Below are 25,367 nucleotides of genomic sequence, written 5' to 3'. Positions count from 1 at the left end.
GTCCCCTACAGAGGCGTGACGTACGCCCCCGAGATGCCGCCGTCGACAAGGAAGTCGGTGGCGTTCACGAACGAGGAGTCGTCGCTGGCGAGGAAGGCCACGGCGGCGGCGATCTCGTCGGCGTCCGCGAAACGGCCGACCGGGATGTGCACGAGGCGGCGCGCGGCGCGCTCGGGGTCCTTGGCGAACAGCTCCTGGAGGAGCGGGGTGTTGACGGGACCCGGGCACAGGGCGTTGACCCTGATGCCCTCGCGGGCGAACTGCACGCCGAGCTCGCGCGACATGGCGAGGACGCCGCCCTTGGAGGCCGTGTACGAGATCTGGGAGGTCGCCGCGCCCATCCGTGCCACGAACGAGGCGGTGTTGATGATGGAGCCCTTGCCCTGCTGCCGCATGTAGGGGATGGCGGCCTTGCAGCACAGGAAGACGGAGGTGAGGTTGACCTCCTGGACGCGCTTCCAGGCCTCCAGGCCCGTGTCCAGGATGGAGTCGTCGTCGGGGGGCGAGATCCCGGCGTTGTTGAAGGCGATGTCGACCGAGCCGTAGGTGTCGTACGCGGTCTTGAAGAGGGCCTCGACCTGTTCGGCGTCGGTGACGTCGACCTGGACGAAGGTGCCGCCGACCTCCTCGGCGGCCTTCTTGCCGGCGCTCTCGTCGATGTCGGCGCAGACCACGTTCGCGCCCTCGGAGGCGAGGCGGCGGGCGGTGGCGAGGCCGATGCCGCTGCCGGCTCCGGTGATGACGGCGGTGCGGCCGGTGAGGCGGCGGCAGATGTTCTCTGTCACTGTGCGGGACCCTCCGTGCTGATGAAGACGTTCTTGGTTTCGGTGAAGGCGGTGAGGGCGTCGGGGCCCAGTTCGCGGCCGACGCCGGACTGCTTGTAGCCGCCGAACGGGGTGGAGTAGCGGACGCTGGAGTGGGAGTTGACCGAGAGGTTCCCGGCGCGGACCGCGCCGGCGACGCGCAGGGCGCGCCCCACGTCACGGGTCCACAGGGACCCGGAGAGCCCGTACGCGGTGGCGTTGGCGAGCCGGATCGCGTCGGCCTCGTCATCGAAGGGCAGGACGACGGCGACGGGTCCGAAGACCTCCTCGGCGGCGGCGGGCGCGTCGGGGGCGGTGTCGGTGAGGACGGTCGGCGGGAACCAGAATCCGGCGCCCTCGGGGGCGCTCCCCCGCACGGCGGCCGCTCCCCCGTCGACGTACGAACGGACGCGTTCCAGCTGGGTCCTGGAGATGAGCGGGCCCATCTGGGTCTTCTCGTCGGCGGGGTCGCCGACGACGACGGACTCGATCGCGGGCGCGAGCAGGCCGAGGAACCGGTCGTACACGGACCGCTGTACGAGGATGCGGGTGCGGGCGCAGCAGTCCTGGCCGGCGTTGTCGAGGAACGACATGGGGGCCGCGGCGGCGGCCGCCTCGATGTCGGCGTCGGCGAAGACGATGTTCGGGCTCTTGCCGCCGAGTTCGAGGGTCACGCGCTTCACCTGGCCGGCGCACTTGGCCATGATCTGTCTGCCGACGCGGGTCGAGCCGGTGAACACGATCTTGGCGACGCCGGGGTGCTCGACGAGGGCGGCTCCCGCCACGTCCCCCGCGCCGGGAAGGACCTGGAAGAGGTACTCGGGAAGCCCCGCCTCCAGGGCGAGTTCGGCGAGGCGGAGCGCGGTGAGCGGGGTCGTCTCGGCGGGCTTGAGGATCACCGCGTTCCCGGCGGCGAGCGCCGGGGCCGTGCCCCACGCGGCGATCGGCATGGGGAAGTTCCAGGGCGCGATGACACCGACGACTCCGAGGGGTTCGAGGATCGTGATGTCGAGGCCGCCGGCGACGGGGATCTGGCGGCCGGTGAGGCGCTCCACTCCCCCGGCCGCGTAGTCGAGCAGGTCGCGGACGTTGCCGGCCTCCCAGCGGGCGTTGCCGATGGTGTGTCCGGCCTCGCGCACCTCCAGGCCGGCGAGTTCCTCCACGTGCTCGTCGACGACAGCGGCGAAGCGGCGCAGGAGGCGGGCCCGGTCGGCGGGCGCCGCGGCCGCCCAGCCGTGCTGCGCACGGTGGGCCCGCAGGACCGCGGCGTCGACCTGGTCGCGGGAGGTCGCGTGGATCGTGGCGATGACTTCTTCGGTCGCCGGGTTGAGGATGTCGTGCACGCTAGAGCCTTTCGAACGACCTGCGGAGTTCCCAGTCGGTGACGGCGGCGTCGAACGCGTCCAGTTCGACCCGCGCCATGTTGCGGTAGTGCGCGACGACCTCGTCGCCGAACGCGGCCTTGGCGATGGGGCTGTTCTCCCAGAGTTCGGCGGCCTCGCGCAGCGTCGTGGGAACGTGCTCGTACTCGCCGGTGTAGGCGTTTCCGGTGCACTCCTCGGGCAGTTCGAGCTTCTGCTCGATGCCGTACAGGCCGGCGGCCACGAGTGCGGCGACCGCGAGGTGCGGGTTCACGTCGCCGCCGGGCAGGCGGTTCTCGAAGCGCATCGAGCGGCCGTGGCCGACGACGCGGAGCGCGCAGGTGCGGTTGTCGTAGCCCCACGCGGCGGCGGTCGGCGCGAAGGAGCCCGGCTGGAACCGCTTGTACGAGTTGACGTTGGGCGCGTAGAGGAGCGAGAAGTCGCGCAGCGCGGCGAGCTGGCCCGCGAGGAAGTGCCGCATCACCGGCGACATCCCGCCGGGGTCGTCCGCGGTGCCCGCCATGACGTTGGTGCCGGGCTGGTCGATGGACTGGAGCGAGAGGTGGATGTGACAGGAGTTGCCCTCGCGCTCGTTGAACTTGGCCATGAAGGTGAGTGAGACACCCTCCTGGGCCGCGATCTCCTTGGCGCCGGTCTTGTAGATGGCGTGCTGGTCGCAGGTGACGAGGGCCTCGTCGTAGCGGAACACGATCTCGTGCTGGCCCGGGTTGCACTCGCCCTTGGCGGACTCGACGACGAGGCCCGCCGCGGCCATGTCGTTGCGGATGCGGCGCAGGAGCGGCTCGATGCGTCCGGTGCCGAGGACCGAGTAGTCGATGTTGTACTGGTTGGCGGGAGTCAGGTTCTTGTAGCCCGCGTCCCAGGCCTGCTCGTAGGTGTCCTTGAAGACGATGAACTCGAGCTCCGTGCCGACGTGGGCGGAGTAGCCGAGTTCGGCGAGCCGGTCGAGCTGGCGGCGCAGGATCTGGCGCGGCGCGGCCACGACGGGCGAGGCGTCGTTCCACGCCAGGTCCGCGATGAGCATCGCGGTGCCGTCGTTCCAGGGGACGCGGCGCAGGGTGGAGAGGTCCGCGTGCATGGCGAAGTCGCCGTAGCCGCGGTCCCAGGAGGACATCTCGTATCCGTCGACCGTGTTCATCTCGGTGTCGACGGCGAGGAGGTAGTTGCAGCCCTCCGTGCCGTGGGCGAGGACCTCGTCGAGGAAGAAGCGGGCGGCGAACCGCTTGCCCTGGAGCCGCCCTTGCATATCGGGGAAGGCCAGGACGACAGTGTCGATCTCTCCACTCTCGACGAGGGACGTGAGCTCCTCGACGCCGAGCGGGGGTGTGCGGTCTGCCACGGGAAGGCCTCCTTCGGGCTTCTTCGGTCAGCCGGAAGCCATAAGGTATTGCGGAGAACCATTGCTTGGGAAGGGGGTACGGCCATATGTCGCACACGGATGGCGACGACCGGCTCACGCCGGTGCTGCGGCCCGTGCGGGCGGGCAACGGATTCGAGGAGGCCCTGGAGCAGATCCTCCAGGTCGTCCGGCTCGGCCTGGTGCCGGGGGGTGAACGCCTGCCCTCCGAGCGGGAGTTGGCGGACCGGCTCGGCATCAGCAGGGTGACGCTGCGGGAGGTCCTGAAGGTGCTCCAGGACCAGGGCCTGGTGGAGTCGAGGCGCGGGCGCTACGGCGGCACGTTCGTGGTGGCACGCACGGACGCGCCGGGCGAGGACGAGCTGCGCCGTCGCCTCGAGGACGTGGACGTCGAGGACGCGCTGCGCTTCCGGGAGGTCCTGGAGGTCGGCGCGGCTGGACTGTGCGCCGCTCACGGCCTCACGGACGAACAGGCCGGACGGCTGCGCGAAGCCCTCGCGCGCACTCACGACGCCCCCCTCGCCGACTACCGACGGCTCGACACTCTGCTGCATCTCACGCTCGCCGAGCTGTGCGGGTCGCCCTCGCTCACGGCGCAGTACGCGGCGGTGCGCGCGACGGTGAACGACCTCCTCGACTGCATTCCGCTGTTGGTACGGAACCTGGAGCATTCGCAGCGCCAGCACACGGCCCTCGTGGAGGCGGTGCTCGACGGGGACGCGGACGGGGCGCGGGAGATGATGCGCGAGCACTGCGCCGGCACGGCCGCTCTCCTGCGGGGCTTCCTGACCTGAGCCCGCCCCCGACCGGCGTGTCACGCAAGGGTCTTGATTTCTTCGCGCGCTCCCCGCAAAGGTATGGATCCACTCCATTGAGCATCCACCGCACGACGGGGAGCCCGCGCCATGACCTTGGACACCCAGAACACCCGCCCCACCGGTGATACGGGGGACGACTACCTGGAACGCAGAACGCTGCGCCGCGGCAGCGCGGGCTGGCTGCTCCTGACCGGGCTCGGCGTCGCGTACGTCGTCTCCGGCGACTACTCGGGCTGGAACTTCGGCCTGGCGCAGGGCGGCTTCGGCGGCCTGGGGATCGCGATGGCCCTGATGGGCGTCATGTACGCGTGCATGGTGTTCTCGCTGGCCGAGCTGTCCTCGGTGCTGCCCACCGCGGGCGGCGGCTACGGCTTCGCGCGCCGTGCCCTCGGCCCCTGGGGCGGCTTCCTCACCGGCACGGCGATCCTCATCGAGTACGTCCTCGCGCCGGCCGCCATCTCCCTGTTCATCGGCGACTACGTCGAATCGCTCGGCCTGTTCGGCCTGACCTCCGGCTGGCCCGTCCACCTGGCCTGCTTCCTCGTCTTCATCGGCATCCACCTGTGGGGCGTGGGAGAGGCGCTGCGCTTCAGCTTCGTCGTCACCGGCATCGCGGTCGCGGCGCTGCTCGTCTTCGCGGTCGCCGCGTTCACCGACTTCGACGCGTCGAAGCTCAACGACATCCCCGTGGACACGGGCGCGTTCGGGGCCAATTCCTGGTTCCCCATGGGCCTGTTGGGGATCTGGGCGGCCTTCCCGTTCGGCATGTGGTTCTTCCTGGGCGTGGAGGGCGTGCCGCTCGCGGCCGAGGAGACCAAGGACCCGGCGCGCACCCTGCCCCGCGCCATCCGCTGGTCCATGGCGATCCTCGCGGTCCTCGCCGTCCTGACGTTCCTCGCCTCGTCGGGGGCGCGCGGCTCCGCCGCGATCCAGGAGGCGGGCAACCCGCTCGTCGAGGCGCTCCAGCCCGGCGGCAGGGCGACCGTGCTGAGCCGCATCGTGAACTACGCGGGACTCGCGGGCCTGGTCGCGTCGTTCTTCTCCCTCATCTACGCGGGCTCGCGCCAGCTCTTCGCGCTCTCCCGCGCGGGCTACCTCCCCCGCTTCCTGTCGCTCACCAGCCGGCGCAAGGCGCCCTATCTCGGCCTGATCGTGCCGGGCGCGATCGGCTTCGCGCTGGCGGCCTCGACGGGGGACGGTGCCCGCATGCTGAACGTCGCGGTGTTCGGCGCGACGATCTCGTACGCTCTGATGTCCCTGTCGCACATCGTGCTGCGGCGCCGGGAACCGGGCCTCGAGCGGCCGTACCGCACTCCGGGCGGCGTGCTCACGTCCTCCGTGGCGCTGCTCCTCGCGTGCGCGGCGCTGGTCGCCACCTTCCTGGTGGACGTGACGGCGGCGCTGATCGCGCTCGGGGTGTACGCGGTGGCGATCGGGTACTTCGGGGCCTACAGCCGCAGGCATCTGGTGGCGCGGGCCCCCGAGGAGGAGTTCGCGGCGCTCGCGGCGGCAGAGGCCGAACTGGAACGTGACTGACCATGGCGAGGGAGCACGGGCACATGATGGGCAGGCCGCTGATCGGGGTCAGCACCTACTTGGAGGCGAAGGCGAGCTGGGGCGTGTGGGAGTTGCCCGCCGCACTGCTGCCCGCCGGGTACCCGCGGCTCGTGCAGTCCGCGGGCGGCCTCGCCGCGATGGTGCCGCCGGACGACCCCGCGTACGCGCCCTCGGTGGTCGCCCGGCTCGACGGGCTCGTCGTCGCCGGCGGACCCGACGTGGAGCCGGGCCGGTACGGTGCCGCGCGCGAGGACCGCACCGGGCCGCCCGCGGTCGAGCGGGACGCGTGGGAACTCGCCCTGATCCGCGCCGCGTTGGCGTCCGGCAAGCCGCTGCTGGGCATCTGCCGGGGCATGCAGCTCCTGAACGTGGCCCTCGGCGGCACGCTCACCCAGCACATCGAGGGGCACGTCAAGGACATCGGCGTCTTCGGGACGCACGCGGTGACCCCCGTGCCCGGGACGCGGTACGGCGAGCTGGTGTCCGAGGAGTCGGACGTGCCGACGTACCACCATCAGGCGGTCGACCGGCTCGGCCGGGGTCTGGTCGCGTCGGCGCACGCGGCGGACGGCACGGTCGAGGCGGTCGAACTCCAGGGCCTGACCTGGGTGCTCGGCGTGCAGTGGCACCCCGAGATGGGCGAGGACGCACGCGTCATGGGCGGCCTGGTCCGCGCGGCGGCGCGGGGCGGCTCCTGACGTCACGGGCGACGCTCAGGCCGGCCCTCGCGTGAGAGCGAGCAGCTCCCTGGCCGGCCCCACCGGCCGGTGCCCGGTCGGCCAGACCGCGCGCAGGTCCCTGCGCAGCCGTACGCCTTCGAGCGGGATCTCGACGAGCCTGCGGGCGGCGAGCTCTTCGCCGACGGCGAGTTCGCTCAGGACGGAGGGGCCCGCACCGCTCACGGCGGCCGCCTTCACCGCGGTCGTCGACGACAGCTCGATGAGGGGGCGCGCCAGACCGCCGAGCGCGGCGTCGAGGACCTGCCGGGTGCCCGAGCCGCGCTCCCGCAGGATGAGCGGGGTCGCCGCCAACTCGTCGGCCGACAGCGGCTTCCTGCGCCGGGCCCACGGGTGTCCGGGGGCGGTGACCACGATGAGCCGGTCATGGGCGATGACCGCGGCGTCCAGGCCCGCGGGCACCGCGAGACCCTCGACGAAGCCGAGGTCCGCATCGCCGGACAGGAGGCGCTCCGCGACCGCCGCCGAGTTGCCCGCGTGGAGCGACACCGCGGTGTCGGGGCGCTCCGCGCGCAGCGCGAGCAGCCAGTTCGGCAGCAGGTACTCGGCGATCGTCATGCTCGCGGCGACCCGCAGACGCGAGTCACGGCGGTCGCGCAGCGCCTGCGCCCCGGCGTCGAAGGCCGCCGCCGCCTCGACGATCCGCCGCGCCCAGTCCGTGACGAGCGCGCCCGCGTCGGTGAGCCGTGAGCCGCGCGGCGACCGGTCGACCAGGGCCACCCCGAGCTGGCGTTCCATGGAGCGGATGCGGCTGCTGGCGGCGGGCTGCGTGATGCCCGTCTCGCGGGCAGCGCGGCCCAGGCTGCCCAGCCGCGCCACGGCGAGCAGGAGTTCCAGCGCGCCGAGGTCCGGGACCCGGTGGGCGAGCCCCGCCCCCGTCGTGGAACCGTCCGCCGCACCCGTCGTATCGCCACTCATAAATCCAGCTTATGCCCTCATAGAGGCATGGTCCCTGGTGGGGGGATCGGCCCGGCGCGACCGTGGTCTCATGGTCACCGCCGCCCAGCCGCTGACAGCGGCCCGCATCCCGCCCCTTCGCTGTCCCGCCGTCCGCCATCTCGGTCCCAACTGGTACGCGTCCGTGATGGGTACCGCGATCATCGCGAACGCGGGTGCCGCGCTCCCCGCACACGTTCCGGGCCTGCGGGCCCTGTGCACCGCGATGTGGGCACTGTCCCTGGTGGCGCTCCTCGCCCTCCTCACGGCCCGGGCCCTGCACTGGACGCACCACGGCGACCGCGCCAGGGAACATCTGCTGGACCCGGCCGTGGCCCCCTTCTACGGCTGCCTCGCGATGGCGCTGCTCGCTGTCGGCGGCGGCACGATGCTCGTCGGCCAGGACTGGATCGGGACGCGGGCCGCCGTCGCCCTGGACACGGTGCTGTTCACGGCGGGGACGGTGATCGGGCTCGCCGCGGCGGTGGCCGTCCCGTACCTGATGGTGGCCAGACACCGCATCGAGCCGGGGCAGGCGTCCCCCGTGTGGCTGCTTCCCGTCGTGGCGCCCATGGTGTCCGCGGCCGTCGGCCCGCTCCTGGTGCCGCATCTCCCGTCGGGTCAGTGGCAGCAGACGCTGCTCCTCGCCTGTGTCGCCATGTTCGGGCTCAGCCTGATCGCCACCGCGGTGATGCTTCCCGTGATCTTCGCGCGCCTGGTGACGGCGGGACCGCTGCCGCTGATGCTCACGCCCGCACTGCTCCTCGTGCTCGGCCCCCTCGGCCAGTCGACGACCGCCGTCAACAAGTTCGCGGACATCGCGCCGGGCGTCCTGCCGGCCCCGTACACCCAGGGGTTCGGCGTCTTCGCCGTCCTGTTCGGAGTCCCCGTGATGGGGTTCGCGCTGCTGTGGCTGGCGCTCGCGGCCGCGCTCGTGGTGCGGGCCCGCCGCCGCGGCATGCGGTTCTCGATGACGTGGTGGGCGTTCACCTTCCCCATCGGCACCTGTGTCACCGGCGCGGAGGGTCTCGGCCGGCACACGGGGCTCGCGGCGTACGACGTGCTCGCGGTCGCCCTGTACGTCGTGCTCGTCGCCGCCTGGGTCTGCGCCGCCGTGCCCACGGTCCGCGGCCTGATCAGCGCAGAGCTGCTCGCAGCGCCGCGCGCAGCACAGCCGGCGCCTGCGTCAACGACGGCCCGTACCACGTGAGATGACGCCCGCTGACGAGCGCGGCGGGCACCGGGAACTGCTCGGGCCCGTCGTCGCGCGTGAAGCGGTACGGCTCGTCGGGCAGCACCACCAGGTCGATGTCCGCCGAGCGCAGTTCGTCGGCCGCCAGGCGCGGGTAGCGCTCGCCGTGGTCCGCGTACACGTTGTCCACGCCGAGCCGGGCGAGCACGTCACCGGCGAAGGTGTCCCTGCCGAGCACCATCCAGGGGCGCCGCCACACCGGCACCGCCGCCCGCAGCCGCCGGGCGGGGGGCTCCAGCGCGTCCCAGGCCGCCGCGGCCTCGTCCAGCCAGCGGGGCCGGCGGGGAGAGCCGCAGGCCCTGAGGACCCGCTCCAGCTCACGCAGCGCGCCCGGCAGATCACGGACCTCGGTGACGAGGACGTCGAGTCCCGCGGCACGCAGGGCCGCGAGGTCGGGCGCGCGGTTCTCCTCCTCGTTGGCGATCACGAGATCGGGGGCGAGGGCGATGATCCGGGCCACGTCGGGGTTCTTCGTGCCGCCGATGCGTACGAGACCGCTGCCGAGGTCCGCCGGGTGTGTGCACCAGTCGGTGGCACCGACGAGGGCTCCGGGCAGCGTGACGGCGACCGCCTCGGTCAGCGAGGGGACGAGGGAGACGACGCGCGGGCCGCGGGGCACGGTCACCGGCCGGGTTCGTCCCGCGCCTCGATGTGTTCGGCGACCGCGACGACGAGCACCCGCGCGTCCGCGGCGGTGGCCCGCCAGCGGTGCCGTACGCCACCGGTCAAATACAGGCTGTCACCGCGGCCCAGCCGATAGGCCCGGCCCTCGGCCTCGACCTCGACGGCGCCTTCGGTGACGTACATCAGCACGTCGTTGCGGAGCTGGAACTCGCGCCTCGGGTCGTGGTCGCCGATGAACTCCTCGGCGTGCAGCTGGTGATGGCCGCGGACGAGGGAGCGCACGACCGATTCGGGGGACGCGTCCTCGGCGACCGTGGTGTCGTCCGCGCGCACCAGGTCCACGGTGTGTGCCGGGTCGGCGGCGGCCAGGAGCTCGACCGCCGTGGTGCCGAGCGCGTCGGCCACCTTCTCCAGGGAGCGCCGGCTCGGCCGGGCGCGCTCGTTCTCGATCTGGCTCAGGAACGGGACGGACAGGCCGCTGCGCTCGGCCACCGTGGCAAGGGTGAGCTCCTGGGCCCGGCGCCTGCGCCGCACGGCCGCGCCCACCCGAAGAGTCTCCTTGTGTTCGTCCATCGCTCCGGCTGCCTCCCGCGCGTCGTCACCTGCCCGGCTCCTTGCACCCTACGCAGGTTCGCCCGACGGTTTCATGTGAGCGGCGGAACGCGCTTGGGCGGCCGGTGCTGAACACCGGCCGCCCACGCGCTGGAACCACGTCCGAACGTACTCGGGAACTACTGCGGAGCCATCCGGTCCGCGACGCCCTTGTGCGTCTTCAGCCACGCGTCCACGGCCTCTTCCTCATGGCCCTGACCGCGCTTCTTGATCTCCGCCTCGAGGCTGCCCAGCTCGCTCTCGCTCATCTTGAAGTCCTTGAACCACTTCGTGAGCTGCGGGTACTTCGAGGGGAAGCTCTTGTTGGCGATGGTGCGGATCGTGTTGCCCTCACCGAAGAGCTTCTTGGAGTCGGTCAGCTTGTTCAGCTTGTACTGGCTGTACGCCCAGTGCGGCGACCAGAGCACGACGGCGACCGGCTGCTTCTTGGCGTACGCGCGCTTCAGCTCGGCGAGCATCGCGGGCGTCGAGCCGTCGACGACCTTGTACTCCTTGTCCAGGCCGTAGCCCGGCAGGACCTTCTTCTTCAGCAGGTTCATCTCGCCGGTGCCCGGCTCGATGCCGATGATCTTGCCGTCGAAGGTGGAGCCCTTGCCCTTCAGGTCCTGGAGGGACTTGACGCCCTTCACGTAGGACGGCACGGCGACCTCGAGCGACGTCGGGCTGTACCAGGAGCCCAGGTCCGTCAGGTTGTCCTTGTGCTTGTCCCAGTAGTTCTTCTGGGCATAGGGCAGCCAGGCGTCGAAGTTGACGTCCAGGTCGCCGGAGCCGAGACCCGTGTAGACGGGGCCGACGTCCATCTGCTTCAGATTGAGCTTGTAGCCGCGGTCGCCGAGGACGCGCTTCCACAGATAGGTGACCGCGACGTCCTCGTCCCAGGGGAACCAGGCGACGTTCACCGGACGGGCGGCCTCGCCCTTGCCGCCGGCCGTCGAGGACTTCTGGACCGGGGCCAGCTTGTCGACGACGCCGGGGTTGGACTTCAGCCAGGTCCTGACGGCGTCCTGCTGCTTGCCCTTGCCGGCCTTGTTGATCTCGGCCTCAAGACTCGTGAGCTGCTTCTCGGTCAGCTTGAAGTTCTTGAGCCACTTGCCGACCTGGGGGTTGTCCGCGGCGAAGCCCTTGCGGGACAGCGTGTGCACGCCGTCACCCTTGCCCCAGGCACCCTTCGGGTCCTCGAGCTTCTTGAGCTTGTAGTCGTTGTACGCCCAGTGCGGGGACCAGAGCGTCGTGACGATCGGCTGCTTCTTGGCGTACGCGCGCTTCAGCTGCGCCAGCATGGCCGGCGTGGAGCTGTCGACGACCTTGTACTCCTTGTCGAGGCCGTACTCCTTGAGCACCTTGCTCTTGAGCAGGCTCATCTCGCCGGCGCTCGCCTCGATGCCGGTGATCTTGCCGTCGAACTTCGAGGCCTGGCCCTTGAGGTCCTCGAGCGAGTCGATGCCCTTCATGTAGGCCGGCACCGAAAGCTCCAGTGACGTCTGGTCGTACCAGGCGCCGAGGTCGTCGAGCTGCTTGCCGTACTTCTTCCAGTACTGCGCGTGCGTGGTCGGCAGCCAGGAGTCGGTCTCGAAGTCGATCTGGCCGGAGGCCAGCGACGTGTAGAGCGGCCCCGCGTCGAGCTGCTTGGCCTGCACGTCGAAGCCGCGCTGCTCCAGGATCTCCTTCCACAGGAAGGTGGAGGCGACGCCCTCGTCCCACGGGATGTAGCCGATGGAGATCTTCTTGCCCTGGCCGACGTCGGACGCGTCCGCCACGGGGTTCTCGCTCTTCGAGCCGCCGAAGATGCCCATGCCGCCCGCGACCAGCGCGAGGACGACCACACCGACGACCGCGACCTCGGGCCGCGGGCGGTAGTTCCAGACCGTGAGGCCGTGCGCGGCGCGCACCTTGGCGAGCGCGCGGCGGCCCATCGGGGACGCCTGGGTGCCGAGCGCGCTGGTCATGCGGTCCAGGTAGATCGCGAGGATCACGATGGCGACGCCGGACTCGGAGCCGAGGCCGACGTTCAGCTGGCCGATGGCCTCGTTCACGTCGGCGCCGAGGCCCTCGGAGCCGACCATGCCCGCGATGGCGGCCATGGACAGGCCCAGCATGATGACCTGGTTGACACCGGCCATGATCGACGGGAGCGCGAGCGGCAGCTGGACGCGGAACAGCGTGTTGCGCGGGGTGTCACCGAACGCGTCGGCGGCCTCGACCAGTTCCTTGTCGACCTGCCGGATGCCCAGCTCCGTCATGCGGACGCCGGGGGCCAGGGCGAAGATCAGGGTCGCGACGATGCCCGCGGGGGCGCCCGAACCGAAGAACAGGATGGCCGGGATGAGGTAGATCATCGCGGGCAGCGTCTGCATGAAGTCCAGGACCGGGCGCACGATCGCGCTGACCCGGTTGGAGCGGGACGCCCAGATGCCGACCGGCACCGAGATGACCAGCGCGATGATCGTCGCCACGAGGACGAGCGACAGCGTCATCATCGCGTGGTCCCACAGTTCGAGGGAGTCGATGAAGGCGAATCCCACGAAGGTCAGGACACCGGCCACCGTGCCGCGCAGCCAGAAGGCGACCACCGCGAAGATGCCCGCGAGGATCAGCGGCTGCGGGGCCTGGAGGACCCAGTTGATGCCGTCGTAGGCACCGTTGAAGACGTTCTTGAAGAAGTCGAAGAGCCACGCGGCGTTGCTGAGCAGCCACTCGACGACGTCGTTGACCCAGTCACCGAAGGGAATCCTAGGCACCGGTGCTCACCTTCTTCACCGGCTCGTCGTCCTCGCCGCGCGGCGTGGGGACGGCGTCCTTCTCGGTCTTCGTCAGGGAGGTCTCTTCGGTGGGCTTCATCGGCTCACCGAGTACGGCGAGGAGCCGTTCCCGCGTCACGACGCCCGTGAGCTTGCCGCTCTCGTCGGTCACAGCGACGGCGACGCCGTCCGTGGAGCACGGCGTGAACAGCTCGATCACCGGGGTGTCCTCGGTGACCGTCGCGGGCGCGTCGGCCGGGTCGTACCCCTTCTCGGGGGCGGTCATGATGGCGCCGGCGGTCAGTACGCGGGAGCGGTCCACGTCCTGGATGAACGAGGCGACGTAGTCGTTGGCCGGCGTGACGAGGATGTCCTCGGCGCTGCCGATCTGGACGATGCGGCCGTCGCGCATGACGGCGATGCGGTCGCCCAGGCGCATGGCCTCGTTCAGGTCGTGGGTGATGAAGACGATGGTCTTCTTCAGGGTCTTCTGGAGCTCGAGGAGCTGGTCCTGCATGTCGCGGCGGATCAGCGGGTCGAGCGCGCTGAACGACTCGTCCATGAGGAGCAGGTCCGCGTCGGTGGCGAGTGCGCGGGCCAGGCCGACGCGCTGCTGCATACCGCCGGAGAGCTCGTCGGGCCAGGACTTCTCCCAGCCGGCGAGACCGGCCAGGCGCAGCGCCTCGACGGCGCGCTGCTCGCGCTCCTTGCGCGGGACGCCCTGGACCTCGAGGCCGTAGGCGGCGTTCTCGAGCACGCTCCGGTGGGGGAAGAGCGCGAAGTGCTGGAAGACCATGCTGATCTTCTTGGAGCGCACGGCCCGCAGGTCGCGGGGGCTGAGCGCGGTCAGGTCCTGGCCATCGAAGCGGACGTGCCCGGCGGTGGGCTCGAGCAGTCCGTTCAGCATGCGCAGAAGCGTGGACTTACCGGAGCCCGACAGACCCATCACGACGAAGATCTGGCCCGGCTCGACGGTGAAGGAGGCATCGATCACGGCAGCGGTGGTGCCGCCGGCGCGCAGTTCCTCACGGTCTGCTCCGTGGCGGAGTTTCTCCACCGCTTCATCGGGTCGTCTGCCGAACACCTTGTACAGGTCTTCGGCTTGCAGCGTGGACACATGCACCTCTCGGGTAGAACCATGACGGCCCGCCTCCCCCGCCGGCGGGCCGTGGAGCGATGCGAGGTCCGCTCGCAGGCCGGAAACACATCCATTGGTTGAATGAGGGACCGGGTTCGCTCCGGGGGCGCGCCTGCCCTCGCTTATGCAGATCAAACGGAAGAGTGTTCCAGTTCACATCGCGTTCACTTCCGGAATCAGATCCGCCACATCCTCGTGAGGCAGTGACTGTCGGTGCCGTGCGGCAGGATGTGGGACGTGACCCAGCGAACCGATCGCCTGATGCTGCTCGACACCGCGTCCCTGTACTTCCGGGCCTATTTCGGGGTCCCCGACTCCGTGAAGGCCCCGGACGGAACGCCGGTCAACGCGGTGCGCGGCCTGCTCGAATTCATCACCCGGCTCGTGCACGACCACCACCCCGACTCGCTGGTGGCCTGCATGGACGCGGACTGGCGCCCCCAGTGGCGGGTCGACCTGATCCCCTCGTACAAGGCGCATCGCGTCGCACAGGAGACCGGGACCGGGCAGAGCGGTTCCTCCACGGAGGAGATCCCCGACACCCTCTCCCCCCAGGTCCCGATCATCGAGGACGTGCTCGACGCGGTGGGCATCGCGCGTGTGGGCGTCGAGGGCTACGAGGCGGACGACGTCATCGGCACGTTCACGGGGCGGGCCACCGGTCCGGTCGACATCGTCACCGGCGACCGCGACCTCTACCAGCTCGTCGACGACGCGCGCGAGCGCCGCGTCCTCTACCCCCTCAAGGGCGTCGGCACCCTCCAGGTCACCGACGAGGAACTGCTGCGCGAGAAGTACGGCGTCGACGGCTCCGGTTACGTGGATCTGGCGCTCCTGCGCGGCGACCCGAGCGACGGCCTGCCGGGCGTGCCCGGCATCGGCGAGAAGACGGCGGCGAAGCTGCTCGCGCAGTTCGGGGACCTCGCCGGGATCATGGCCGCCGTCGACGACCCGAAGTCGAAGCTGACACCCTCGCAGCGCAAGCGCCTGGACGAGTCGCGCCCGTACATCGCTGTCGCGCCGACGGTCGTACGGGTCGCCGGGGACGTGCCCCTGCCGGACGTGGACACGGCACTGCCGCGCGAAGCGCGCGATCCGGCGGCCCTCGACAAGCTCGCGGAGCGCTGGGGCTTGGGCGGATCTTTGCAGCGGCTGCTCACCACCCTGGAGCGCTGAGTGTTAACTTAGGTAAACCTAAGTAGTCAGTGATCTTCAGGGGAGGCCGCCATGGCGGAACGTCCGGAACGCAGGAAGCCGACGGCACACCGGGGCGAGGTCCTGCGCACCGAGCGGCTCACCCCGCACATGCAGCGCGTGGTCCTCGGCGGGGACGGCCTCGCCGCGTTCGCCGCGGGCGGCTGCACCGACCACTACGTGAAGCTGCAGTTCCCCCTCGACGGCGTCACCTACCCCGAGCCCTTCGACCTCGGCCGAATCCGGGAGGAACTGCCGCGCGAGCAGTGGCCCGTGACGCGTACGTACACCGTGCGCGCCTGGGACCCGGTGGCGCGCGAGCTGACGCTCGACTTCGTGGTGCACGGCGACGAGGGCATCGCCGGCCCGTGGGCGCGGGACGTACAGCCGGGCGCGAGCGTGCATCTGGCCGGTCCCGGCGGCGCCTACGCCCCGGACCCGACCGCCGACTGGCATCTGCTCGCCGGCGACGAGAGCGCGCTGCCCGCGATCGCGGCCGCCCTGGAGGCGCTGCCCGAGGGCGCCGTGGCCCACGCCTTCGTCGAGGTCTCCGACGCCGCCGAGGAGCAGAAGATCGACTCCGCCGCGCAGGTCGCCTGGTTGCACCGAGGCGACCGGCCCGTGGGCGAGGCCCTGGTGGAGGCCGTGCGCGGGCTCGCGTTCCCGGCCGGCCGGGTGCACGCGTTCGTGCACGGCGAGGCGGGCTTCGTGAAGGAGCTGCGCCGCCACCTGCGCACCGAACGGGAGATCCCGCGCGAGGACCTCTCGATCTCCGGGTACTGGCGCCTCGGTCACAACGAGGACGGCTGGCAGGCCTCGAAGCGGGAGTGGAACGCGCAGGTGGAGGCGGAGCAGGAGACGGCGTAGGGCCGTCTCCCGCTCCCCCTGGGACGCCACCTCGCAGGCAGCGCCCTCCCGGGGCTTCGTGCTCAGACGGACCGCTGGTACGAGCGGAAGGTCCGGGTCGACAGCCACACCGCCGCGACGGCCAGCACGAGGAGCGCCCCGCCGCGGGTCAGCACGTCACTCCAGTCCGGGTGGTCGGACATCGAAGAACGGCCCGCGACCATCGCCCAGTTGAGCGGGTTGAAGTCGGCTGTGTGCCGCATCCAGGACGGCATCTGCGACGGCGCCATGAACGCGGAGGACAGGAAGGTCAGCGGGAGCAGCAGGAACGTGTTGATCCCGATGATCGACTCCCGCTCCCTGACCAGCATGCCCAACGCGTTCGACAGCGCGCCGAACACCGTGCCGAGCAGCACCGCGGCGACGACGAGGACCAGCACTCCGCCCGCCCCGCCCGGCAGTTCGGCCCCGCCCAGGAGCCCGAGCAGCACGATGACGACGGACTGGAGCGCGGTGACCAGACCGTTGCTCACCACATTGCCGTTCATCAGGGCCCCACGGCTCACCGGCGTGGTGAGGAACCGGTTGAGCGTGCCGCGCTGGATCTCGTCGAGCGTCGCCATGCCCGCCCACATGTTGGAGCTGAGCGCGCTCATCACGACGACGCCGGGAATGAGGTAGTCGAGATAGGTCGTGGTCCCGAATCCGCCCAGCTCGACGACCTTCTTGAACAGATTGCCGAACAGGAACAGCCAGACCACCGGCTGGATCAGGGTGATCAGCAGATACGCGGGCTGACGCAGGAACACCATGAGCTGACGCTGCGTCATGTACCAGGTCTGCGGGATCGCGGTACTCATCGGGCACCTCCGGCGGGGGCGAGGGCATCGGCGGCGGACTCGTCCCCGGTGGCGGCCTGCGCCTCGGAGTAGCGGCGGCCGGCGTAGCGGAGATAGACGTCGTCGAGCGAGGGGCGGGCCACGGTGGCGGCGGTGACCGCGACACCCGCCCGCTCCAGCGCGCCGAGCAGGGCGGGAACGGCGGCCGCCCCGTCGTCGGCGCGGACACTGACGCGGCGGCCGTCGAACTGGGTCTCGCGCACGCCCGGCAGCGCGGCGAGCGCGCCCTCCAGCAGCGTGCGGCCCGCGTCCGCGACGGGGGCGCGCAGCTCCAGGTGGACGGCGTCCCCACGCAGTTCACCCTTGAGACCGTCGGGGGTGCCCTCGACGACGACATGGCCGCGGTCGACGACGGCGATGCGCTCGGCGAGCCGGTCGGCCTCTTCGAGGTAGTGCGTGGTGAGCAGGATGGACAGACCCTCGTCACCGGCGAGACGCGTGATCTCGTCCCACATCGCGGTGCGGGCCTCCGGGTCGAGGCCGGTGGTGGGCTCGTCGAGGAAGAGCACCTCGGGCCGGTGGACGAGACCGAGCGCCACGTCGAGGCGGCGCTGCATGCCGCCCGAGTAGCCCTTGACCTGGCGTCCGGCCGCGTCGGAGAGGCGGAAGCGGTCCAGGAGTTCGGTGACGCGCCGGTTCAGGCCGGCTCCGCGCAGGCCGTAGAGCCTGCCCTGGAGCTGGAGGTTCTCGCGGCCGGTGGCGACGGGGTCGGCGCCGGACTTCTGGGCGACGACACCGATGGCGCGGCGCACGCGGTCGGGGTGGCGCAGCACGTCGTGGCCCGCGACGGTGGCGGTTCCGGAGTCGGGGCGCGCGAGGGTGGTGAGGATCTTGACGGTGGTGGACTTCCCTGCGCCGTTCGGGCCGAGCAGGCCGAAGACGGTGCCGGGTTCCACGGTGATGTCCAGGCCGCTGAGCGCGGTGACATCTCCGGGATAGGTCTTGACGAGTTGACGCGCCTGCACTGCGGGCGCACGGGTGCTCATGACGACGGCTCTCCTGTGTGAGCGGACGACGATGGATCCGCTCACGGGTGTGAGCGGACGACGGCCGATCCACGTGAAGAGCGCCGGGCTATCCTGGGTGTGCCGCACCTCGATCGCCTGGCTCGCCGCACGGTGGGTCGGTCCGGGGTTCGAGACCCCGGCGGGACTGCTGCAACAGTCCTGCCGGGGTCTGTTTGTCTCTCTCGGCTTACATCTTTGCGAGTCTCTCTTCTCTTCCTGCGGGTGAGCCCCCGCCGGAGTGCGGGCGGGTCGCCGCCTCACGGGTGGGCCACCGGCTTACGGGTGGCTCACCGGTCGGGGCGGGTCTCCTCCAACTCGGCGAACTCCGGCGGGATTTCACCGGTCTCCTGGAACGTCCGCCACTGTTCGACGCCGTCCAGCGTGCCCTCCTTGACCTCCCGCAGGAAGCCCCGGATCCACTCGGCCTGCGCCTCGACCATGTGCAACTGATACTCGGTCTCCACGAGGAAGATCCGCGGCAGCGTCTCGTACAGCTTCATGAGTCCGCCGCGCACGCTCGCCGCCTGGACCTCGAGCGAGGCGAGCCGCTCCTCCAGAAGTCGCGTCACCTCGTCGGGGTGCACGACCCCCATGAGGGAGAGCGCGGTCTCGAAGATCGGGTACTCACGCGCGGGCACGGCGAGCAGGTCGGAGAGCCACTCGAGCGCTTCCTCCCGGCCGTCGTCGGTGATCCCGTAGAGCGTGCGCTCCGGCCGGTTCCCCTGCCGCTGCACGTCCGCGACCTCGACGAAGCCGTGCTTCTCCAGGTTCTGGACGACCGTATAGAGCGAGCCGTAGTTGATCTTCGTCGTGGTGTCCTTGCCACGCCGGCGCAGGGTCTGCGCGATCTCGTACGGGTGCATGGGCTTCTCCATGAGCAGCACCATCACCGCGAGGGCCAGCGGATTGCTCAGCTTGCGCCGCTTCGTGGCCACGGACCTCACCTCACCCCTCGCGCTCGACACCCCGTATCCGAATATCCGTAGCCGAACATATCGCGATAGACCCTCGGGGTCAACACACGATGTATCGCGAACCGGTCGGGTGCGCAAGAGGCGCGGACCGTGGCGCGGGGATCCGGTGGGAGCGGCCGCGGCAGATCCGGATCGCGGCCGCGTCACGCCGCCGGACGACGGTCCCCCTGCACGCGCGCGTGGAGGTGGCAGTCGTGCCAGCCATCCGCGTGCAGCAGCGCGCTGCGCTTCGTGCCCTCCAGGGCGAAACCCGACTTGAGGGCGACCCGGCAGGACGCCATGTTGCCCACGGCGTGCTGGAGTTCGAGGCGGTGGAAGCCGATCTCGTCGAGCGCCCACCGGGACAGCGCGGCGACGGCGCGCGGGGCGACCCCGGCGCCCCGCGCCGCGGGCAGGACCCAGTAGGCGACCTCGGCCAGCCCCTCGTGAAGAGACAGGGAGCGCAGCCCTGTGCGGCCCAGCACCTCGCCGGTGTCCGCCGTGGCGAGGGCCCAGCTGACCCGCTGCTCGCTGTCCCAGCCGTCACGCCACTCCGTCATCCAGGCGCGCGCCTCGTCCTCGGACTCCGCGATCCGCGCGTGCCAGTGCTGGATCGCCGGGTCGCGGAACGCCGCGTACACGGCGGGCACGTCGTCGTCCCGCCAGGGCCTCAGGACGAGACCGCCCTCGGCCTCGATGGTGGGCTGGGGGCCTCGGGCGAGCGTGCCGGTGGCCAGGATCTGCGGAATCGTGATCGGCATGGGCCCCATCCTGCCCCCGGCCGCCCGCTTCCGGCCGTGGTTCCCGGGGACCGGCGGCCGCCCGTAGGCTGGTCCGCGATGAGACGTAAGCGGCGCATTCCGCCCTCCCCGCTGCCACAGCGCGACGGCATCGACGCCTTCCGGGTCATGCTGCCGCTCGTCGGCGCCTGGAGCACGGTGCGCGACCACCTCGTGGAGCGGCTCGCGGCCGGGCCCGCGGTGATCGACGCGATGCTGCGCGAGGGGCGGATCGTGGGCGCGGACGGGGCCGCGGTGGCGGCGGACGCGCCCTATGCGCCGGGCGCCTGGGTGTGGTTCCACCGCGACCTGGCGCCCGAGGAGCCGGTGCCGTTCCCCATCGGGATCGTGTACCGGGACGAGCACATCGTCGTCGCCGACAAGCCGCACTTCCTGGCGACGACACCGCGCGGCAGCCATGTCACCGAGACCGCGCTGGCGCGCCTGCGGCGCGAGTTGGACCTGCCCGCGCTCGGGCCGGCGCACCGGCTCGACCGGCTCACCGCGGGCCTCGTCCTGTTCGTCGTGCGGCCCGAGGAACGCGGCGCGTACCAGGCGCTGTTCGGCGACAAGCTCGTACGCAAGGAGTACGAGGCCGTGGCCGCCCACGACCCGGGCATCGACCTGCCGAGGACCGTGCGCAGCCGGATCGAGAAGGAGCGCGGGGTGCTTGCCGCGCGTGAAGTGCCGGGCGCGGAGCCGAACGCGGAGAGCCGGATCGAGCTCGTCGAGCGGCGCGGCGGGCTCGGCCGCTACCGGCTGCTCCCCCACACCGGCCGCACTCACCAGCTGCGCGTCCACATGAACGCGCTCGGCCTGCCGATCCTCGGCGACCCGATCTACCCGGTGATCGCCGACGAGGTGGCGCCGGACGACTTCCGCCGCCCGCTCCAACTCCTCGCCCGGACCCTTGAGTTCAGGGATCCGGTGACGGGCCGGGAACACCGCTTCGAGAGCGGGCGGACGCTCGAGGCCTGGTCGGCGTACGAACAGTGGGCGGGCGGCGGGCCGACGGCGCCCGCCCACTGTTCGTGACGCCTGCGCGCGGCCCGGTCAGTAGCCGCGCCACCAGCGCAGGAAGCGCCGCCAGGCGCCCTGCGGCGGTGCGGCGGGCTCCGGGAACGCGGCGGACGGCTGCTGCGGCTCCGGGGCGGGCACCGCGGCGGGGGCGGGCGCCGGCGGGGCGTGTGTCGACACCTGCCATTCGTCGCGCGGCTCCGGGACCGGCCGGAAGCCGGGCTTGGCGACGACGTCCTGCGGCGGGCGCGGCTCGAACTTCACCGGCAGCTCCACCAGGTGCTGCGAGAGGATCGACGAGCGCCAGCGCAACTCGTGCTCGTGCACGGAGAGTTCGACATCGGGAAGGCGCATCAGGAGTGCGTCGACGCCGATGTCGGCGATGGCGCGGCCGATGTCCTGCCCGGGGCACTCGTGCGGTCCGCCACCGAAGGCGAGATGCGAACGGTTGCCCTGCATGTTGGCGGTCAGGTCGGGGCGCACGACAGGGTCGACGTTGCCGGGCGCGATGCCGAAGATCAGGCCGTCTCCCCGGCGGATGTGCCGGCCGCCGAGCTCGGTGTCCTCCTTGGCGAAGTAGCCGACCATGGCGCTGAACGGCGGCTCGTCCCACAGGGACTGCTCGACCGCCTCGGGCACGGTCATCTGGCCGCCGTTGAGCCGGGCGCGGAAGCGGGGGTCGGTGAGGACCACGCGCAGCACGTTCGCGATGAGGTTGGCCGTGGCCTCGTAGGCGGCGATCAGGACGAGGCGCAGGTGCTGGGCGACCTCGTCGTCGTCGAGAGCGGCGGGCTGGGCGATGAGGTGACTGGTGAAGTCGGCCTCGGGGTGGGCACGGCGGCGGGCGGTGAGCCTGGTGAGGACGCCCATGATGTATTCGTTGCTGGCGATGGCGGTCTCGGTGCCCTTGATCATGTCGCGGGCGGCCTGCACCATCCGCTCGTTGTACTCCTCGGGCATGCCGAAGATCCGGCACATCACCATCATCGGCAGATGCTCGGCGAACTGGCTGACGACGTCCGCCTCGCCGATCTCGCAGATCTTGTTGACCAGCTCGTTCGAGGCGCGGTTGATGAAGCGCCGCAGGCCACGGGCCTCGATGGTGCCGATCGCCCCGGTGACCGCGCCGCGCAGCCGCTGGTGGTCGGCGCCTTCGGCGAAGCTGCAGATGGGCTGCCAGCTGAAGACGGGGGCGAGGGGGTTGGTGGGGGTGACGCTGCCGTCGAGGACCGCGTTCCATTGGCGCGCGTCGCGGTTGAACTGGGAGGTCGAGCGGACCATGTGCAGGTTCTCGCTGTGCCCGAGGACCGCCCACATCGGCACGTCGTCGTGGATCAGGACGGGGGCGACGGGGCCGTGTTCGGCGCGCAGCTTCTCGTACACGGCCGCGAGGTCGTCGTCCGCCTCGGGACCGTAGAGCCGGCGCAGGCCGCCGGGACCCAGGGCGTGGGCCGGGCAGCCGGGCGGCGGACTGAGCGCGGCCTCGTCCGTGCCGGCGTGTGAGTGGGAGGGAGTCGTCACGGTGATCGCTCCGGTCGTGTGGAAAGTCTGTGTGGAAGAGGCTGTGTCGAAGAAGAGGGCGGCGGGCACCGGCCGGGTCAGACGCGGGCGAGCGCCAGTTCGTGCAGATAGCGCATCAGCGTCATCAGGACGTCCCGGCTGGAGGCGCGGCGCCGGGCGTCGCACTCGAGGATCGGGACGTCCGGGTCGAGGTCGAGAGCCTGGCGCAGTTCGTCGGCGGGGTAGCGCGGGCCGTCGGGGAAGGCGTTGTTGGCGATGACGAACGGCACGCCGCGCTCCTCCAGGCGCCCGATCACGTCGAAGCTGACTTCGAGGCGGCGGGTGTCGATGAGCACGACGGCGCCGAGCGCGCCCTCGAACAGGCCGTTCCACAGGAACCAGAAGCGCTCCTGGCCGGGGGTGCCGAAGAGGTAGAGCACCAGCTCGTCCGTGATGCTGATGCGTCCGAAGTCCATGGCGACCGTGGTGGCGGTCTTCGTCTCGGAGCCGTAGTTGTCGTCGACTCCGATGCCCGCCTGGGTCATGGTCTCTTCGGTGGTGAGCGGCCTGATCTCGCTGACGGATCCCACCATCGTGGTCTTGCCCACGCCGAATCCGCCCACGATGACGACCTTCACCGCGGCCGTGACCGTGTCGGGCAGATGGTCCTCGCTCCGGGGCCCCGGAATCTGGGGTCCGTCCCGGAGCGTGTCAGAGCTTTTGAAGTCCATGCATCACCGCTTCGAGGAGGGAACGGTCGGCGACGGCACCGCGGATGACGGGGGCGCGTGCCTGGACCAGTTCGGCCGCGAGGAGTTCGCCGAGCAGCACGGTGACCACGCTGAACGGCAGACTGAGGTAGGCCGAGATCTCGGCCGTGGACAGGGGTGACTTGCACAGCCGTAACAGGGCTGCCTGTTCGGGCGGCGCCGCGGGCGGGGGGTCGGCACGCGCGACGATCAGGGTGACCAGGTCGAGCGGCGCGCGCTCGGCCCCCTCGCCGCCGCCCGTGATGGTGTACAGGCGTTCGGGGTTGGCGCCCTTGCCGTCCGCCCCGCGGCGTTCGCGCTGCGGCGGCTCCGCCCGGGAGGGTTGCGGGGGATGTGTCATACGGTCTGCCCGTTGCGCCGGGGCGGACTGGTCAGGTGTGCGCCGATACGTACGACGAGGTCGCGCATGCGGTTGCTGATGAGTCCGGCGTCCACGTGGGCGTCGGCGAGGACCGCGAGGTACGCGCCCCTGCCCGCGGCCATGAGATAGAAGAACCCTCCGCTGACCTCGATGATGACCATGCTCATCCGGCCGTCGCTGTCCGGGATCTCGCTGGCCACCGCGGTCGCGAGGCTCTGGAGTCCGGCGCAGGCGGCGGCGATGCGGTCGGCGGCATCGGGGTCGCCGCCGTAGCGGGCGATGCGCAGGCCGTCCGCGGAGAGCACCACGACCTGCCGGGTCTGGGGCACGCCGTCGGCGAGCTCCTTGAGCATCCAGTCGAAGTTTGCCCTTTGCTGGATCACTGGCGGTCTCCCTCATCGACCTGCTGGTTGGTTCCGGAGGGCTCGCCCGACGCGTCGCCCTGCCCGTCACCCTTGAGCCCGTTCATGAACGCCTCGACCCACAGGCCCGGTTCGGGCTGGTCCGGCTTCTCGGGTTCGGCCTCGGAGGCCGGCACCGGGATGGGGGTCCACTGCGGGGGCTGGTCCGCGCGGGGCGCCGCCCCGCTGCCGTGCTCGGGCGCCCTGGGCGTCACGATGATCTGCTGGTCGATGACCTTCGTGTCGACCTTCCTGCGGCGCTGCGGCAGGCCGTTGGCCCGCCACTCGGTGACGACGGGGACGTCGTCCTCCATGGCGGCCATCAGCGGCGCGGAGGGGCGGGGTCCCGTGGTGGGGCGGCGCAGCTTCTTCTTGCGGGGCTCCTCCACGATGGGCTCGCCGTCGTTGTTGACGCGAGGCACGCCGGAGGCGCCGATGCCGTGCGCGAGGCCGGGCGCGGGGTCGGTCGTCATCATGATCCGCGGCACGATGAGGACGGCGCGGACGCCGCCGTACGCGGACTGGCGCAGCGCGACCTGCATGTCGTACATCTGCGAGAGCCGGCCGACGACGGCCATGCCGAGGCGGGGGTTCTCGCCGAGGTCGTTGAGGTCGATACCGGCCTTCGCGCGGGCGAGCATCTCCTCGGCGCGGGCGCGGGCCTCCTCGCTGAGGCTGACGCCGCCGTCCTCGATCTCGATGGCGATGCCGGTCTGCACCTCGACCGCGGTGACGTGCACCTTGGTCTGCGGCGGCGAGTAGCGCGTCGCGTTGTCCATGAGTTCGGCGAGCGCGTGGATGAGCGGCTCGACGGAGATGCCGCGGATGGCGACCTTGGCGATCGAGTGCAGTTCGATGCGGGGGTATTCCAGGATGCGCGACATGGCGCCGCGCAGCACGCTGTAGAGCGGAACCGGCCGGGGCCACTGGCGGCCGGGGCGGGCGCCGCCGAGGACGGTGATGGAGTCGGCGAGCCGGCCGATCAGCGCGGTGCCGTGGTCGATGCGCAGGAGGTCGTCGAAGACCTCGGGGTTACGGCCGTGGTCCTCCTCCATCTCGCGCAGTTCGGCGTTCTGCTTGTGCACGATGGACTGGACGCGGCGCGCGATGGAGACGAAGGCGCGCTGCGCGGCGTCGCGCATGTTCTCCTCGCGGTCGATGAGGTCGAGCACCTCGGCCATCAACCTGCGCTGCGCGTGCGGCAGTTGGGAGTGCGCGGGGTCGCTCTCGACGACGACCTTGACGGCTTCCGAGGCCGTGTCGCCGGAGCGCAGCCGGTACAGGGACTCGGGCAGCAGATACCTGGCCATCCACTGGGCCTCGTCGTCACGGGCGGCGAGGCCGCGTTCCAGGTGCGCGACCTGGCGGGCGGACTGGGCCCGCTCCCATTTGATCGTGCGGCCGCGGCGTACCGCCTCGGCGGCCACCAGGATCAGCAGAAGCGTGGCGAGGCCGCCGCACAGGGCGACGGCGAGCCGCGCGGGCTGCGTCACCACCGCGACGGCGGCTCCGGTCGCCGCGGCCATGGCCACGGCGGGCAGCAACAGCACACGTGTGTAGGGGATTTCTCGGCCACCGGGAGGCGATTGAACACTCACCATGTATGCCCTCTGAACGGTCGGATCGGGGGAAATGTGTGGTCACGGGGACGTGCCGACATGCGCGTGGGGGACGAACTCGAACCAT

At 71.2% G+C, this 25,367-nt stretch carries 24 protein-coding genes; 7 read left to right on the top strand and 17 right to left on the bottom strand.

Going from position 1 to position 25,367, the window contains the following annotated elements:
* Nucleotides 1-5 precede the first annotated feature (5 nt).
* The 3 genes from ACFC96_RS23930 to ACFC96_RS23920 are packed head-to-tail and all read right to left on the bottom strand — an operon-like array spanning nucleotide 6 to nucleotide 3,524.
* Entirely contained in the window at nucleotides 6-785 is a 780-nt protein-coding gene (locus ACFC96_RS23930; RefSeq protein ID WP_376257263.1) for a 3-oxoacyl-ACP reductase, read from the bottom strand.
* Nucleotides 782-2,146, bottom strand: a complete 1,365-nt coding sequence (locus ACFC96_RS23925) for an aldehyde dehydrogenase family protein (protein ID WP_376257261.1) — start codon at nucleotides 2,144-2,146, stop codon at nucleotides 782-784. Before ACFC96_RS23925 ends, ACFC96_RS23930 begins: the two co-directional genes overlap by 4 nt.
* A gap of 1 nt (nucleotide 2,147) precedes the next feature.
* A complete protein-coding gene (locus ACFC96_RS23920; RefSeq protein ID WP_376614010.1) occupies nucleotides 2,148-3,524 on the bottom strand; it encodes a glutamine synthetase family protein in 1,377 nt (458 codons plus the stop codon).
* 86 nt (nucleotides 3,525-3,610) lie between these two features.
* Here ACFC96_RS23920 and ACFC96_RS23915 point away from each other — a divergent pair, with 86 nt between their 5' ends.
* The 3 genes from ACFC96_RS23915 (at nucleotide 3,611) to ACFC96_RS23905 (ending at nucleotide 6,615) form a co-directional block, all read left to right on the top strand.
* Nucleotides 3,611-4,336: a FadR/GntR family transcriptional regulator gene (locus ACFC96_RS23915; protein WP_376257259.1), complete on the top strand. Its 726-nt coding sequence runs from the start codon at nucleotides 3,611-3,613 to the stop codon at nucleotides 4,334-4,336.
* 111 nt (nucleotides 4,337-4,447) lie between these two features.
* Nucleotides 4,448-5,896 (top strand): ethanolamine permease, encoded by a 1,449-nt coding sequence (gene eat / locus ACFC96_RS23910; protein ID WP_376257257.1) that lies wholly within the window; start codon nucleotides 4,448-4,450, stop codon nucleotides 5,894-5,896.
* A 26-nt stretch (nucleotides 5,897-5,922) separates the two neighbouring features.
* Nucleotides 5,923-6,615, top strand: coding sequence for a gamma-glutamyl-gamma-aminobutyrate hydrolase family protein (locus tag ACFC96_RS23905; RefSeq protein WP_376257605.1), 693 nt, complete (start codon nucleotides 5,923-5,925; stop codon nucleotides 6,613-6,615).
* A 15-nt stretch (nucleotides 6,616-6,630) separates the two neighbouring features.
* Here the strand turns inward: ACFC96_RS23905 and ACFC96_RS23900 are convergent, their stop codons facing one another.
* Nucleotides 6,631-7,572 (bottom strand): LysR family transcriptional regulator, encoded by a 942-nt coding sequence (locus ACFC96_RS23900; RefSeq protein WP_376257255.1) that lies wholly within the window; start codon nucleotides 7,570-7,572, stop codon nucleotides 6,631-6,633.
* A gap of 70 nt (nucleotides 7,573-7,642) precedes the next feature.
* On the opposite strand from ACFC96_RS23900, the gene ACFC96_RS23895 reads away from it, so the two are divergent.
* Nucleotides 7,643-8,800 (top strand): TDT family transporter, encoded by a 1,158-nt coding sequence (locus ACFC96_RS23895; RefSeq protein WP_376257253.1) that lies wholly within the window; start codon nucleotides 7,643-7,645, stop codon nucleotides 8,798-8,800.
* Here ACFC96_RS23895 and ACFC96_RS23890 read toward each other — a convergent pair.
* The 4 genes from ACFC96_RS23890 to ACFC96_RS23875 form a co-directional block, all read right to left on the bottom strand.
* Entirely contained in the window at nucleotides 8,727-9,467 is a 741-nt protein-coding gene (locus tag ACFC96_RS23890) for a helical backbone metal receptor (RefSeq protein ID WP_376614008.1), read from the bottom strand. The two genes, ACFC96_RS23895 and ACFC96_RS23890, sit on opposite strands and share 74 nt — an antisense overlap.
* Nucleotides 9,464-10,039: a helix-turn-helix domain-containing protein gene (locus ACFC96_RS23885; RefSeq protein WP_376257249.1), complete on the bottom strand. Its 576-nt coding sequence runs from the start codon at nucleotides 10,037-10,039 to the stop codon at nucleotides 9,464-9,466. The genes ACFC96_RS23890 and ACFC96_RS23885 overlap by 4 nt, the downstream gene beginning before the upstream one ends.
* A 158-nt stretch (nucleotides 10,040-10,197) precedes the next feature.
* The gene (locus tag ACFC96_RS23880) at nucleotides 10,198-12,816 is read right to left on the bottom strand and encodes an ABC transporter permease/substrate binding protein (RefSeq protein ID WP_376257247.1); all 2,619 of its coding nucleotides are present in this window, start codon (nucleotides 12,814-12,816) and stop codon (nucleotides 10,198-10,200) included.
* A complete protein-coding gene (locus tag ACFC96_RS23875) occupies nucleotides 12,809-13,933 on the bottom strand; it encodes a glycine betaine/L-proline ABC transporter ATP-binding protein (RefSeq protein WP_376257245.1) in 1,125 nt (374 codons plus the stop codon). The genes ACFC96_RS23880 and ACFC96_RS23875 overlap by 8 nt, the downstream gene beginning before the upstream one ends.
* Before the next feature lie 249 nt (nucleotides 13,934-14,182).
* On the opposite strand from ACFC96_RS23875, the gene ACFC96_RS23870 reads away from it, so the two are divergent.
* Both ACFC96_RS23870 and ACFC96_RS23865 read left to right on the top strand, forming a co-directional pair.
* Nucleotides 14,183-15,130, top strand: coding sequence for a 5'-3' exonuclease H3TH domain-containing protein (locus tag ACFC96_RS23870; RefSeq protein ID WP_376614007.1), 948 nt, complete (start codon nucleotides 14,183-14,185; stop codon nucleotides 15,128-15,130).
* Between the two features lie 51 nt (nucleotides 15,131-15,181).
* Complete coding sequence (locus ACFC96_RS23865; protein WP_376614005.1) at nucleotides 15,182-16,015, top strand: siderophore-interacting protein; 834 nt, start codon at nucleotides 15,182-15,184, stop codon at nucleotides 16,013-16,015.
* 62 nt (nucleotides 16,016-16,077) lie between these two features.
* Here ACFC96_RS23865 and ACFC96_RS23860 read toward each other — a convergent pair whose 3' ends face one another.
* From ACFC96_RS23860 to ACFC96_RS23845, 4 genes are all read right to left on the bottom strand, one after another.
* Nucleotides 16,078-16,854 (bottom strand): ABC transporter permease, encoded by a 777-nt coding sequence (locus ACFC96_RS23860; RefSeq protein ID WP_376257240.1) that lies wholly within the window; start codon nucleotides 16,852-16,854, stop codon nucleotides 16,078-16,080.
* Nucleotides 16,851-17,879 carry an ATP-binding cassette domain-containing protein gene (locus ACFC96_RS23855; RefSeq protein WP_376257238.1) on the bottom strand — a complete coding sequence of 343 codons (1,029 nt, stop codon included), beginning with the start codon at nucleotides 17,877-17,879 and terminating at the stop codon, nucleotides 16,851-16,853. Before ACFC96_RS23855 ends, ACFC96_RS23860 begins: the two co-directional genes overlap by 4 nt.
* Before the next feature lie 308 nt (nucleotides 17,880-18,187).
* The gene (locus tag ACFC96_RS23850; protein ID WP_376614003.1) at nucleotides 18,188-18,835 is read right to left on the bottom strand and encodes a PadR family transcriptional regulator; all 648 of its coding nucleotides are present in this window, start codon (nucleotides 18,833-18,835) and stop codon (nucleotides 18,188-18,190) included.
* Nucleotides 18,836-19,017: 182 nt separating this feature from the next.
* Complete coding sequence (locus ACFC96_RS23845; RefSeq protein WP_376614001.1) at nucleotides 19,018-19,614, bottom strand: GNAT family N-acetyltransferase; 597 nt, start codon at nucleotides 19,612-19,614, stop codon at nucleotides 19,018-19,020.
* A 78-nt stretch (nucleotides 19,615-19,692) separates the two neighbouring features.
* Here ACFC96_RS23845 and ACFC96_RS23840 point away from each other — a divergent pair, with 78 nt between their 5' ends.
* Entirely contained in the window at nucleotides 19,693-20,667 is a 975-nt protein-coding gene (locus ACFC96_RS23840; RefSeq protein ID WP_376257232.1) for an RluA family pseudouridine synthase, read from the top strand.
* 18 nt (nucleotides 20,668-20,685) lie between these two features.
* On the opposite strand, the gene ACFC96_RS23835 is transcribed toward ACFC96_RS23840, so the two are convergent.
* The 5 genes from ACFC96_RS23835 to ACFC96_RS23815 form a co-directional block, all read right to left on the bottom strand.
* A complete protein-coding gene (locus ACFC96_RS23835) occupies nucleotides 20,686-22,170 on the bottom strand; it encodes a cytochrome P450 (RefSeq protein WP_376257230.1) in 1,485 nt (494 codons plus the stop codon).
* Nucleotides 22,171-22,247: 77 nt separating this feature from the next.
* Nucleotides 22,248-22,880 (bottom strand): ATP/GTP-binding protein, encoded by a 633-nt coding sequence (locus ACFC96_RS23830; protein ID WP_340460080.1) that lies wholly within the window; start codon nucleotides 22,878-22,880, stop codon nucleotides 22,248-22,250.
* Complete coding sequence (locus tag ACFC96_RS23825) at nucleotides 22,861-23,259, bottom strand: DUF742 domain-containing protein (protein ID WP_376257226.1); 399 nt, start codon at nucleotides 23,257-23,259, stop codon at nucleotides 22,861-22,863. Before ACFC96_RS23825 ends, ACFC96_RS23830 begins: the two co-directional genes overlap by 20 nt.
* Nucleotides 23,256-23,663, bottom strand: a complete 408-nt coding sequence (locus tag ACFC96_RS23820) for a roadblock/LC7 domain-containing protein (RefSeq protein WP_376613999.1) — start codon at nucleotides 23,661-23,663, stop codon at nucleotides 23,256-23,258. The genes ACFC96_RS23825 and ACFC96_RS23820 overlap by 4 nt, the downstream gene beginning before the upstream one ends.
* Entirely contained in the window at nucleotides 23,660-25,282 is a 1,623-nt protein-coding gene (locus ACFC96_RS23815; RefSeq protein WP_376613997.1) for a sensor histidine kinase, read from the bottom strand. Before ACFC96_RS23815 ends, ACFC96_RS23820 begins: the two co-directional genes overlap by 4 nt.
* Nucleotides 25,283-25,367: the final 85 nt, after the last annotated feature.

Source organism: Streptomyces sp. NPDC055955 (assembly GCF_042270245.1).
Lineage (GTDB): Bacteria > Actinomycetota > Actinomycetes > Streptomycetales > Streptomycetaceae > Streptomyces.
This window is presented reverse-complemented; position numbering and strand designations above follow the sequence as displayed.

Excerpts from the sequence above, each read along its gene's own strand:
- ACFC96_RS23900 (WP_376257255.1), bottom strand. The coding sequence starts at position 7,572 with ATGAGTGGCGATACGACGGGTGCGGCGGACGGTTCCACGACGGGGGCG.
- ACFC96_RS23830 (WP_340460080.1), bottom strand. The coding sequence starts at position 22,880 with ATGGACTTCAAAAGCTCTGACACGCTCCGGGACGGACCCCAGATTCCG.
- ACFC96_RS23825 (WP_376257226.1), bottom strand. The coding sequence starts at position 23,259 with ATGACACATCCCCCGCAACCCTCCCGGGCGGAGCCGCCGCAGCGCGAA.
- ACFC96_RS23885 (WP_376257249.1), bottom strand. The coding sequence starts at position 10,039 with ATGGACGAACACAAGGAGACTCTTCGGGTGGGCGCGGCCGTGCGGCGC.
- ACFC96_RS23845 (WP_376614001.1), bottom strand. The coding sequence starts at position 19,614 with ATGCCGATCACGATTCCGCAGATCCTGGCCACCGGCACGCTCGCCCGA.
- ACFC96_RS23865 (WP_376614005.1), top strand. The coding sequence starts at position 15,182 with ATGGCGGAACGTCCGGAACGCAGGAAGCCGACGGCACACCGGGGCGAG.
- eat (WP_376257257.1), top strand. The coding sequence starts at position 4,448 with ATGACCTTGGACACCCAGAACACCCGCCCCACCGGTGATACGGGGGAC.
- ACFC96_RS23905 (WP_376257605.1), top strand. The coding sequence starts at position 5,923 with ATGGGCAGGCCGCTGATCGGGGTCAGCACCTACTTGGAGGCGAAGGCG.
- ACFC96_RS23815 (WP_376613997.1), bottom strand. The coding sequence starts at position 25,282 with ATGGTGAGTGTTCAATCGCCTCCCGGTGGCCGAGAAATCCCCTACACA.
- ACFC96_RS23915 (WP_376257259.1), top strand. The coding sequence starts at position 3,611 with ATGTCGCACACGGATGGCGACGACCGGCTCACGCCGGTGCTGCGGCCC.
- ACFC96_RS23840 (WP_376257232.1), top strand. The coding sequence starts at position 19,693 with ATGAGACGTAAGCGGCGCATTCCGCCCTCCCCGCTGCCACAGCGCGAC.
- ACFC96_RS23855 (WP_376257238.1), bottom strand. The coding sequence starts at position 17,879 with ATGAGCACCCGTGCGCCCGCAGTGCAGGCGCGTCAACTCGTCAAGACC.
- ACFC96_RS23870 (WP_376614007.1), top strand. The coding sequence starts at position 14,183 with ATGTGGGACGTGACCCAGCGAACCGATCGCCTGATGCTGCTCGACACC.
- ACFC96_RS23895 (WP_376257253.1), top strand. The coding sequence starts at position 7,643 with ATGGTCACCGCCGCCCAGCCGCTGACAGCGGCCCGCATCCCGCCCCTT.
- ACFC96_RS23860 (WP_376257240.1), bottom strand. The coding sequence starts at position 16,854 with ATGAGTACCGCGATCCCGCAGACCTGGTACATGACGCAGCGTCAGCTC.